This window comes from Pedobacter steynii (assembly GCF_001721645.1).
Lineage (GTDB): Bacteria > Bacteroidota > Bacteroidia > Sphingobacteriales > Sphingobacteriaceae > Pedobacter > Pedobacter steynii_A.
Genome location: NZ_CP017141.1, coordinates 638728 through 650502 on the forward strand (window position 1 = coordinate 638728; position 11775 = coordinate 650502).

At 43.2% G+C, this 11775-nt stretch carries 9 protein-coding genes; 3 read left to right on the forward strand and 6 right to left on the reverse strand.

Going from position 1 to position 11775, the window contains the following annotated elements:
- Nucleotides 1–202: 202 nt before the first annotated feature.
- Complete coding sequence (locus BFS30_RS02745) at nucleotides 203–658, reverse strand: hypothetical protein (RefSeq protein ID WP_069377873.1); 456 nt, start codon at nucleotides 656–658, stop codon at nucleotides 203–205.
- Between the two features lie 183 nt (nucleotides 659–841).
- Here BFS30_RS02745 and BFS30_RS02750 point away from each other — a divergent pair, with 183 nt between their 5' ends.
- Entirely contained in the window at nucleotides 842–1537 is a 696-nt protein-coding gene (locus BFS30_RS02750) for a LytR/AlgR family response regulator transcription factor (protein ID WP_069377874.1), read from the forward strand.
- Nucleotides 1538–1620: 83 nt separating this feature from the next.
- Nucleotides 1621–1992 (forward strand): Hpt domain-containing protein, encoded by a 372-nt coding sequence (locus BFS30_RS02755; RefSeq protein ID WP_069377875.1) that lies wholly within the window; start codon nucleotides 1621–1623, stop codon nucleotides 1990–1992.
- Nucleotides 1993–1996: 4 nt separating this feature from the next.
- On the opposite strand, the gene BFS30_RS02760 is transcribed toward BFS30_RS02755, so the two are convergent.
- Together BFS30_RS02760 and BFS30_RS02765 are read right to left on the reverse strand one after the other, a co-directional pair.
- Nucleotides 1997–2530, reverse strand: a complete 534-nt coding sequence (locus BFS30_RS02760) for a DinB family protein (RefSeq protein ID WP_069377876.1) — start codon at nucleotides 2528–2530, stop codon at nucleotides 1997–1999.
- Between the two features lie 101 nt (nucleotides 2531–2631).
- Complete coding sequence (locus tag BFS30_RS02765; RefSeq protein ID WP_069382256.1) at nucleotides 2632–6066, reverse strand: pyruvate carboxylase; 3435 nt, start codon at nucleotides 6064–6066, stop codon at nucleotides 2632–2634.
- A gap of 189 nt (nucleotides 6067–6255) precedes the next feature.
- On the opposite strand from BFS30_RS02765, the gene BFS30_RS02770 reads away from it, so the two are divergent.
- On the forward strand, nucleotides 6256–7386 hold the full coding sequence (locus BFS30_RS02770; protein WP_157262864.1) for a M23 family metallopeptidase: 1131 nt from the start codon (nucleotides 6256–6258) through the stop codon (nucleotides 7384–7386).
- Nucleotides 7387–7431: 45 nt separating this feature from the next.
- Here BFS30_RS02770 and BFS30_RS02775 read toward each other — a convergent pair whose 3' ends face one another.
- From BFS30_RS02775 to BFS30_RS02785, 3 genes are read right to left on the reverse strand one after another with little or no spacing between them, the layout of a single operon-like run.
- Nucleotides 7432–8130, reverse strand: a complete 699-nt coding sequence (locus BFS30_RS02775) for an ABC transporter ATP-binding protein (protein ID WP_069377878.1) — start codon at nucleotides 8128–8130, stop codon at nucleotides 7432–7434.
- Between the two features lie 9 nt (nucleotides 8131–8139).
- Nucleotides 8140–10320 carry a TonB-dependent siderophore receptor gene (locus BFS30_RS02780; RefSeq protein WP_069377879.1) on the reverse strand — a complete coding sequence of 727 codons (2181 nt, stop codon included), beginning with the start codon at nucleotides 10318–10320 and terminating at the stop codon, nucleotides 8140–8142.
- A 16-nt stretch (nucleotides 10321–10336) separates the two neighbouring features.
- Nucleotides 10337–11773 carry a DUF3526 domain-containing protein gene (locus BFS30_RS02785; RefSeq protein ID WP_069377880.1) on the reverse strand — a complete coding sequence of 479 codons (1437 nt, stop codon included), beginning with the start codon at nucleotides 11771–11773 and terminating at the stop codon, nucleotides 10337–10339.
- Nucleotides 11774–11775 lie beyond the last annotated feature (2 nt).

The following is an 11775-nucleotide window of genomic DNA, read 5'->3' on the forward strand; positions in this document are numbered from 1 at the left end:
ACCCAAAGGGTTATATGTGTTATTGGGCAACTTTTCCAAGTGGTGGCAGTTGTTGGAGATGTGTTGTCCCTGAACTAAAGTAAGCTGGGGAATGCGGTTAACTAAATACCCCGAAAACAAAAAAGCAGATGGAAATTCTTCCATCTGCAATCCTCCCCCTACTTATCTCTGTTTCTTTTATGTCTTGGGCTGCGGGTATTACTTACTTCGCAAGCTCAGTATCCGTATTTTCTTTCCATTCGCCAAATGCTTTCTTTACCAGTGCTTTTGCCTGTGCAAGCGTAATGTCGCCGGCAATGGTAATGTATGATGGTGTTGAATTTCCTGCATTCACTGCCGGTTTTAAGGTAGCAGCCATTGTTAAAAAGGTTTTTTCGAAATCTGCTATATCCGCAGCTACATTCACCTCATCAGCACTGTAGTTTACTTTAGGACCAAAATCTTCTCCATTATCTGCACTAGCTACACTGCTTTTTGCATCCAGTTGTGCACCTTCGATTTTCACTGAAGCCAATACTTTTCCCATTCCAGCATTCTCAGCAACGATAATCTCTACCCCATTTTTTAGTTTAAAGCTCACAGGATCTTTCATAATCCCTTGTGCCTGAATGTTGCTGAAAGTGAATAAACCGATGATAATGAATAATAAGTTTTTCATAATGTTTTTTTAATTTATGTTTTCTAGGTTGTTTTTTAATTGATGGCTCAAAGGTATACCCCTTCTAACAGGTCAGAAAGAAGGAATAGACAGAAAGGATAAAATGAACGGTGAACAAGGCTTTTCACTCTTTCATTTTTTAATCTATTATGATTACTTTAGGATAGGTTAACGAACATCCCGATGAATTGCTTAATTGTTGACGACAATAAAATTGCCCGTACTACGCTCAAACAACTAATTGGCCTCGATTCCTCTTTAGTATTGGTTGATGAATGCACAAATGCAACCGAGGCTTATGTTAAAATCCTTGAACATTCTATCGAGCTGTTGTTTCTGGACATTGAGATGCCTGGGATGACCGGAATGGAATTGGCCAAAAGCCTGGGACAAAAACGGCCACTCATTATTTTTACCACGTCAAATAGAGATTATGCTGCAGATGCCTTTGACTTAGACGTCATTGATTTTATTATCAAGCCGGTTACGCCCGTCAGGTTTTTGCAGTCCATGGAACGGGTAAGGGAATTTATTAAGAATAAAACCCAGGTTACGGATAATAAGGAACAGGATTTTATATTCATTAGGGATTCCAATACAGTCAGAAGATTAAAACTGGATCAAATTCTATACATGGAGGCGCAAGGAGACTACGTAAAAATCTATATTCTAAATCATTCCTATAATATCCACTCAACCTTAAAGTCTGTGGAAGACAAGCTCCCGGCCAGCATTTTTCTTAGAGTTCATCGTTCTTTTATTATCAATGTAAGCAAGATTGATACATTGGAAGGAGGAACACTGATCATTAATAATAGTCTTGTACCCGTTTCTGATGCTTACCGTGCTACCCTCAATAAAAGAATGCAGATTCTCTGACCAGAAAATTACTTAATTTAAACAATACATTTAATAAATGGCTTATTTTTTGCAGTTTATCAACATATTTCATTTCTTAGAAAATGCCAGCCATATCCTCTGTTGCACCTGGAAACAATCAGCTCATTGACCTCAGTTATATACAACAGCTGAGCAATGGTGACAAATCTTTTGAAAAGGAGATTGTCCAGATTTTTATTGAGCAGATTCCTCAGGACCTGGCCGTATTAAAGAAGCATTTTGCTGCAGGCGATTTCCCTCAGGTGAAACAAAGCGCACACTATATGTTGCCTAGCATTTCAATTCTGGGCCTGGAAACAAAATTAAAAGTAGAACTCGAAGCATTAGAAACACTGGATGCGGCCTACAAAGTACTTGAACGACATGTGGAAACGATCGAAACAGTATGTGACAGGGCAAGAACCGAAGCCATCGCCCTGCTCCATTCTTATTAATTAACTATCCTTTTTTACCATAGATATTATAATAATTATAGTCTGTCATCGGAGCTCCGGTCAGGCCAAGATGGTGCGTAATCGTAGTAATTTGACCGCGATGATACGTACTGTGATTCATCACTTGCTGAATGTATTCAAAATTGGCAAAGTCGCATTTGAACCATGGATTCTCTACCAATGTACATGCTTCAATATCCGCTTCGGTCATTTGATTTACCACATCTGCAAATTCTTCAGACTGCTTAATCAGCATATCAAAGGCCTCTCCTATGGTGCCCGTATAGGAACGCTCCCAATCAAAAGCCTCCTTTTTAATCAATGATAACCAATATACCTGTGTCTGACAGATATGAAAAATGGTTGGTTTGATCCCCGAGAAACTGGAGGAAATTTCTTTTTCCAGTACCTCTTCAGGATGAGTTCGCAGCCAATTGATCAATGTCGTATTTGCCCATGCATTATAAGCTGCATAATTCTTCATTAAATAGGCAATTGCGGTACCGGCCGACGCCGTATTAAGGTTGTCAGTTGTCATATCTGTTTTTATTTGATTTGTACTACAAAATAAATATACGACACTGACAACCTTATGGCAGTGTAATTTTTAAAGTTTTTAAAAAATTTTCTTACATCCCTTTATACTTCTAAAACCAGGTCATCGGTATTGACAATCGTCCCTTCCGTTAAAACAATGTTCTTCACCACACAGTCTGCTATAGCCGTAATATTGGATTCCATTTTCATCGCCTCAATCATAAATAGCGGCTGGTTTTTCTTCACCACATCTCCCGCTTTCACAAAAACTTTAGACAGCAGTCCTTGTAATGGAGAACCAATATGGGCCACATTTGACTTGTCTACCTTCCGGTTTTCGAGCCTGGTTACCTGTACGGTCTTATCGAGAATTTCAATATTTCGCGTCTGTCCGTTGAGTTTAAAAAATACGGTACGCATCCCTTTATCATCAGCCGGGCCAATAGAAAGTAAACGGATCAATAAGGTCTTTCCTTTGGCAATTTCAATCGTAGTTTCTTCACCAGGTTTCATTCCATAGAAGAAATACTGGGTTGGAATAACCGAGACATCGCCATATAACCTGAAGGCACGGATGGCTTCGGCCGTTACCTTCGGATAGAACTTATAAGCCAGGTACATCGTATAGCTCAGGTCATCTCCAAACTCACGCTTAAAATCTTCAAATTCCGCAGCTAAATGCAGCGGCTCCAGATGTTTATTAGGCCGGTCAGTAAAAGGGGTTTTCCCTTTCAGCAGAATGCGTTGCAAGGCTTCGGGGAAACCTCCTGCAGGTTGTCCGATCTCGCCCATAAAAAAGGAAACAACAGATTCAGGAAAAGCAAGCTGCTCTCCTCTGGTAAAAACATCTTCCGGACTGATGTCATTTGCCACCATAAACTGGGCCATATCGCCCACCACTTTTGAACTCGGCGTAACTTTTACGATGTCACCAAACAACTCATTCACATCTGCATAACGTTGCTTGATCAGCTCAAACTTATCGCCCAATCCCAGTGCAATTGCCTGAGGCTTTAAATTGGAATACTGTCCGCCGGGAATCTCATGTTCAAAAACTTCGGCAGAGCTGGCCTTTAACCCGGATTCAAAAGGATAATAATATTCCCTCACCGCCTCCCAGTAATTAGAATAAGCATTTAGGGATTTGATATCGTAAGGATTTTCACGTTCATGAAAACGCATCATTTCTACGATCGCATTAAAATTAGGCTGTGCGGTACTGCCTGATAAAGCACCTAGAGCACAATCTATCACGTCTACTCCTGCCTCAATCGCCATCAGATAAGTAGCCGGCTGTAAAGAAGAGGTATCATGGGTATGTAAATGAATCGGTATTTTGACCGTGTCTTTAAGGGCTTCAATTAAAATTTTAGCGGCATAAGGTTTTAGCAGACCAGACATATCCTTCACCCCCAGAATATGACTTCCTGCATTTTCCAGATCTTTGGCCATCCTTAAATAATAATCCAGATTATATTTGCTCCGTTTAGGATCCAGGATATCTCCGGTATAACAAAGCGCTCCTTCCGCAAGGCCTTTGGTTTTCTTACGAACCATCTCAATGCAGGGTGCAATATTTTCCATCCAGTTCAGGGAATCAAATATCCTGAAAATGTCTACCCCCTTTTCCCAGCTTTTCTCTACAAAAGATTCAATCAGGTTATCAGGGTAAGCAGCATATCCTACGCCATTACAACCACGGATCAGCATCTGAATCAAAATATTAGGCATAGCTGCACGCAATTTCTCCAGTCGCCTCCAGGGATCTTCATGCAAAAAACGCAGGCAAACATCAAAGGTTGCCCCGCCCCAGGCTTCCATACTGAAGGTCTGAGGATGATTTTTTGCAAAACCTTCTGCCACTTTAAGCATATCGTAAGTGCGCATCCTCGTGGCCAGCAAGGACTGATGGGCATCCCGGAAGGTAGTATCGGTATAATGTATTTTCTTTTCCGCTTTCAGCCAGGCAGAAAACCCTTCCGGTCCGAGTTCAGTTAACAGATCTTTGGTTCCTTTTGGATAAGTCTGTTGCTCCACTGCCGGAACAACCGGTTTTTCCAGGCGCTTATTTTGATCTACTTCACGCACGTCAGGATTTCCGTTCACAGAGACCTCGCCCAGATAAGTAAGGATACGCGTTCCCCGGTCCAGTCTCTTTTTGGATTCAAAAAGTTCGGGATGTTCCTGTATAAAATTCACCGTTGCCTTTCCCTGCACAAAGGTGGGATGGCTGATCAGGCTTTCCAGAAACTGCACATTATTTTTTACCCCACGGATCCTGAATTCCCTCAGCGCCCGGTGCATTTTTCTGGCCGCATCGTCCAAAGTATGGCCGCTTGTGCTCACTTTCACCAGCATAGAGTCAAAAAACGGACTGATTTTCATGCCCGGATAAGTGCTCCCCTCGTCCAGCCTGATCCCAAATCCAGTTGCATTTCTATAAGTAATTAAGGTGCCGTAATCCGGCTTGAAATCATCGGCAGGATCTTCAGTGGTAATGCGGCATTGCATCGCAAATCCATTACACTGAATAGATTCCTGGTTTTTAATTCCGATTTCCGCATCTTCAAGGCGATAACCATCCGCAATAAACAACTGTGTCTTGATCAGGTCAATCCCGGTTACCATCTCGGTAACCGTATGCTCTACCTGAATCCTGGGATTTACTTCAATAAAATAAATATTTTCCTGTTCATCGATCAGGAATTCCACTGTCCCTACATTATTATATTTCACTGCTTTTGCGATCGAGGTCGCATAATGATAAAGCTGATTCCGGGTCTGCTGACTTAAGTTTAAGGAAGGTGCAACCTCGACTACCTTTTGAAAACGACGTTGAACAGAGCAATCGCGTTCGTAAAGGTGTACTACTTTCCCGTGGTTATCAGCTACAATCTGTACTTCGATATGCCTCGGGCGATTGATAAACTTTTCCAGGAATACCGTATCGTCACCAAAAGCGTTCTTCGCTTCACTACGGGCTTCAAAAAATCCTTTCTCCAGCTGCTCATCATTATGTACGATACGCATTCCACGCCCACCACCACCAGAGGCAGCCTTAATCATTAAAGGATAACCAATTCGCTTCGCTTCAGTCAAAGCCAAAGCAATGCCGGTCAGCTCCACTTCATTGCTCTCGATAATGGGCAGATCTGCAAATTTAGCCACTTTTTTTGCCGTCACTTTATCTCCCAGCGAACGCATTACGTCGGGCCTGGGGCCAATGAAAATGATTCCGTTCTCCGCACATTGTGCAGCAAATTCTTCATTTTCCGATAAAAACCCATATCCGGGATGAATGGCATCTGCCCCACAGTATTTGGCCATTCCGATCATCCCCTGAATGTCGAGGTAGGGTTTTAGTGGTTCATGATCTGCGCCAATCTGGTAAGCTTCATCGGCTTTATACCTGTGCAGAGAATACCTGTCTTCATAAGTATAAACTGCTACGGTCTGGATGTTCAGTTCACTGCATGCCCGTTCAATACGGATTGCGATTTCGCCCCGGTTGGCAATCAATACTTTTTTAATGTTCATAATTTGGTTGTAGATTGAACCAAAAATATTACATTCCATTTAAACCAACACTATCAAAATCAATTTAAAATCAAGAGGTTAGCTTGTATAAAATACACTATCCATACTTACGAAGTGCCTTTCAGCCCCGCTCTGAAATAAAAGATTAAAAGGCTATCTTGTAGAAAATTCAATCCGCATATAGAATAAGTGTTACTTTATAATTTTCTTCTCTTTGCAGCTCTTTGCACCTGGTCCGGACAATTACAGGCCCAGGAAACACCAGCCGCTATTTCGGTCCGGCTTTTTCATGCGCCGAAAGTTATTCCTATGGCAGGAAAACCAACCTTGTGGTATGAACTGCAGGTATTCAATCTGAGCAAGCATAAGGTCAACATTAAAGAACTGAACATCATAGACCCACAGGACTCCACATTAACAGAATCCTATAACGGAACGGAACTTTTAAAGAAGTCAGATCAGGCAAACCCTGGACTGAAAAAAGAAGGGATTCTTCTTTTGCCTCATGATTCCTGTATGATCTATGTAGAGCTCATCCTAAAACCTTCAAAGACAAACTGGAAGCTCCGGCATCTGATCCGCTATGAAGATCCAGAGCAGTCCATCAGACAAACATCCCATCACCTGTCCGATCCTTTTACAGTTAAAAATGAAAGTCCCTTAGTTCTGGCAGCACCACTCCGCGCCGGGCCCTGGACGGCGGTATTTTCTGCTGAGTGGCCCCGTGGACATAGAAGGGTACGCAATACTAACCGGAGTAAATCTTTTATTCCCGGACGTTTCGCTATTGATTTCATCAAAATGGACAACAATGGCAAATATGCTTCCGCTGAAGAAGATTTGACCAGCAATTGGTTTGGATACGGAAGGGAAGTACTCGCGGTTGCGGATGGCGTGATTGCTTCCGTCAGAACAGATATCCCGGAAAGCAGCAGATTGTCGGAAAGCAAATCAGTTTCGGGGGAACAAGCTGCAGGCAATTACATTTCCCTTAAAATCGGAGCAAATCAATATGTCTTTTATGAGCATCTTCAACCCAACAGCATTCGGGTTAAAGCCGGACAAAAAGTAAAAAAAGGAGACGTTATTGCCTCCCTTGGATTTACCGGACAGTCTACCGGGCCTCATCTTCATTTCCATGTTGCAGACCGCAATGCGACGCTATATGCAGAAGGAATTCCTTTTACTTTTGAAAAATTCACTTTGCTGGGCGGTTATCCTGAATTTGAAAAATTTGGCAAAGAGAAATGGCATGCCGAAGAAAGGGCTATATACAAAAACGAACACCCGGCCGCCAATCAGGTGGTGCTGTTTCCTTAATAAATTAACCCTGCCGGAAGAAAACTCCCGGCAGGGCTTCTGATCTTATATCGTTTCCAGATACAATTTCTGCAGGTCACCGGCAGAAATATCTTTTGCATTGAGCGTATGAACCAGGGAGCCCTGACGCATAATTCCGATCCTTGTTCCCACATTTACGGCATTAAAAATATCATGGGTAGCCATAAAAATAGTTTTTCCTGCAGCCGAAAGTTGTTTTACAATTTCACTAAACTCATGAGTGGCTTTAGGGTCCAATCCGCTCGTCGGCTCATCCATTAAGATCGCTGCAGCATTTTTGGCCACGGCAATGGCTATTCCGACTTTCTGTCGCATCCCTTTGCTATAGTTCCCAACCGGTTTATGAAAAGCTTCAGGCTGTAAGCCTGCCTGAAGTAAATACTGTTCAAGTGCTGTCCTTTCATAGGCAAAACCGGCAATACGGCTAAAGAAATCCAGATTTTCCAGACTGGTCAGGTTGGCATACAACATCACCACCTCGGGAATGTAAGCCAGAAACTGTTTTGTCTTTGCTTCATCCGGCGACACCAGTATTCCATTTACCAGGGCCTGGCCGGAGCTTGCCCCCGTAAAGCCTAAAAACAGATTGATGGTGGTGGTCTTTCCGGCACCATTCTGCCCCAGCAAACAGAATACCTCGCCAGGCTCAACACTTAGGTTTAAACCGTTTAAGGCCACCTGGTCACCATATTTTTTTGTCAGTTCTATCGCTTGTAACCTCATCAGAATAGATTAAAATTTTATGCCCACAGAAATTTTCACGTTAAAAGGCTCTCCGTCGATGTAATAGAAATTACGGCCATCATAAGGATAGTCGAAAATGACATCACCCGACGACATGTACCGCTTTCCGCTCAGGTTGTCTGCAATAACCCGGAAGAAATACTTATCCTGTACATAACTGATCCCTGCATCGAATTTGGTAAAATCAGGAATGAACACTCCCTTTTCTGAAGTACTTCTCCTGACTATTGTCGTCTGTCCCACGCTCAGGTTCAGACTGGCCCTGTTTTTCAACGGAAACTTATATTGTATCCAGGTATTAAAGATTTGTTGCGGAGTCTGAGGTAATTCTTTACCTATTTGTTCAGGAAGGATATCCTTGGTAACCGTTGCTTTAACAAAAGTATAATTGGCGACCAGGGAAAGCTGGTCAGTAATGCTTCCAATGATATCCAGCTCAATTCCATTACTCGTGACTTGCCCCAGCTGTTTTAAAAAGCCGGGATTCGCCTGATCTCCAACCAGCACATTGGTCTTAACGGTATGGAAACCAGTCAGGGTGGTATACAAGCGCGAACCGAACCAGTTTCTTTTCAGCCCGACTTCCAGATCTCTCCCTTTTTGAGGATCTACCGCCTCTGATCCGATAAGCTCATTTGTAGCACTGACAATTGCTTTCTGGCCACTTTGAGGAACAAAAGACTGGTCATACAAGAAGAAAACCGTCGTAGCACTATCCACCAGATAAGTTAACGCAGCACGTGGAGAAAGGGCTTTTTGCTTGTAATTATTAATTTTAACTACCCCTTTAGCATTAGTTGTCGCCTTTTCATTGGTATACCAGGTATATCTGGCACCCAGTGTCAACGATAATTTTTTATGCAGCTGAATATTGTCGTAAGCAAAAGCCGATTTTAAAAAGGTATTGTTATTGATCCTGGTCTGACGTGTTGTTTGTCGAATCAGGTTCGGATCCACTTCGTTTACAGGATCGGCTTTAAAATAAGGAAATTCGATCTTTCCATTGTTCAGCGAGAGGGAGTCCCTGCTATTGGTATAATCGGCCCCAAACAATAACTGATGACTAATCCCTCCGGTTTTGATTTTACCATTGGCAAATAGTTGGGAAGAAAAGGTCTTCCCCGCTCCCATACCTAAGTATGATCTTCTTTTAGTCATCACTCCATCAGGCCTGAAATTCACCATACTTCCGGCCGAAGTCATGTTCCAGTTCGAATAAGGTGACCATAAATAAGACGATTGTGAAGTCAGCTGCCAATCCTCACTGAATTTATGGACAGCATAAATTCTGCCGGTTTGATTTTGCGTATAACTGCCGGGCAGTCCCCTTCCGGCACTATAGTTCAGGTCGATCGGCCCCTTCAGCTTGTCGGCATCATTGCGGACTTTAACCAGCACAGATCCGTTCTGGCTTTCCCCTCTGATCAGGTCATATTCCGCTAGCACAAAGGTATTCGGGCTAAAATTATACTGCAATACCGGCGCAAGCACATACTTCTCTGTCCGCAAATCGGTCAGATAAGAATCCCTGTGCTGATATGCCGCATTAAAACGGTAGGAAAAACCCTTTTTCTGCACTGCCGAACCAATATCCACCGATGTCCTGAAAAAGTTAAAACTACCTCCGTTAACCATCACATTCAATAATTTCTGCCCCGGGGTTTTCGTTGCAATGTTGATCGAGCCACCAGGTTCACCAACGGAGTTTAAAAATCCTGCCGGGCCTTTCACAAATTCTATGCTTTCAATTAATGCTTCATCATCGATGGAGGAACCATAACTAAAGCGCCTTGACATTCCATTTAAGGTAGTATATGCACTAAATCCCCGGATTTGCGCCGTAGCAGAATTATCAAAAGGAGTACTATTGTATCCAAAATACACACCACTAGCATTCCGGGCAGCATCCCTCAATTCCAAACCACCTTGTTGCTGCAATAAAGCAGAGGAAATCCGGATGATGTTTTGTGGCGTCTGTAATAAAGGCAGTTGCAGTTTCATGGTATTCGAGAGCGTCTCTGCACTGAGTTTCACTAGTCTTTGTCTGACTACACTGACCTCCTTTAGTTTATTGATTTTCTGTGGACGGGCAGCAGTATCAGTCCTTTGTCCATAAGTTAATGGCTGATAGAGAAAATAGAGGAAACTGAAGTAAATTATTCTTTTCATTTATGTGTGGGTTATTTTAACTGTTCTTTGTTTTAATGAGCTTTCTTTTGCTGCTGATCCACAAAATCAGGATAAGCGCTAACCAGATCGACAACGCATTACCGAAGATCCGGGCAGCTCTGTGTTCCTCCTTTTCAGGTTTAAAAGCCGGAAGGTTCAGCACCTCTGTCCTGCTCAGTTTCTTATTGACCAGCAGGTAGCTGTTCATGAGCTTCGACCATTGGTTCTGAAAAAGGCCGGCCTGGCTTTGATAAAACAGGTAATCATTTAAGCCTGTCCCGGCGCTTGCATTAAGGAGGCTTTGCATTTGTGCAACCGGATTTAACCAGGCGGTCTTACTTAACCATGCATTGTGTTTCTGAGCAGCAGCCTGATAGGCTTTAACATTTTCATTCATACGCCTGCCCAGCAGGTCGTAATACGCCACAAACCTTTTATTTCCATACTGAGCAGTATCATCAGTCCGGCGGAGGGACCGGTATTCCGGATGATTGCGGTAAAACTCAATGAGCAATTCTTTGATCGGCATTTCCCAGGTGTCCAGCATCGTTTCCCGCTGATGAGCTACCAGTTCTGTCCGTAAAGGCATAGGATATTTCAGAGCGGCCAGCTTATTCATTAAAGCGGGTAATACCAGGGTCAGCAGCAGCCAGATTCCAAGCAGGATCAAAGCGTTAATACGGGAGGATTTCCTGAACACCACCACCAGCCAGCAAATGGAAAACCAGAACAGCAGGTAAGCATTCAGCACAAAAAACCACAATACCACATCAATAACAGATAAAGCAGTAGCTGCTGGTCGTATTAAAACACCTATAGCACTCAATATCCAGCTCAGACCAGACACCAGAAGCAGCCGGAACAACAGCTTATAACGCAGGATCTGATTCAGGTCTCCGCTTTGTACATTTAAGAGTCGGTCGGTCTGCTGTTCCTTTTCTTTGGCAAAAAGGTCGTAACAAAGGATAATGATCAGCAACGGAAACAGATAGATCAGCACAAAAGAAAAGTCAAAATTTCCCGAAGCCAGTTTCTCCGGATTGGCGATCTCGGTGTTGGGCGGGGTCAGGACATCCCTTTTGCTGTTGATGATGTCAAAATAAGGAAGAATATCCCGTTGCCCAATGGCCATTACCGCCAGTCCATGAGGAGGGTTTGTAGCCAGTGGAGATGCCCTGTATTCTATAACCTGGGGCAGTCCGGCCTGTTCAGCCAGCATCTTACCTTTAGCGGTACTGGTATCTGCATTAAACCGATCGGTCAGCTCCCGCAGATTCAGCTGCTGGTTTTTCTGAAGCGTATCCAGGCCCTCCAGCTGCCGGCCAACAAACCGATGGCCGATACTCAGGCTATAAAAACCCATTAATAAGAAGAAAATAAGGATCAGGAGTTGTGCAGGCTGACGAACAAATTGCCGCCATTCAAAGCTGAAAATTAATTTAATTAAGGACATAC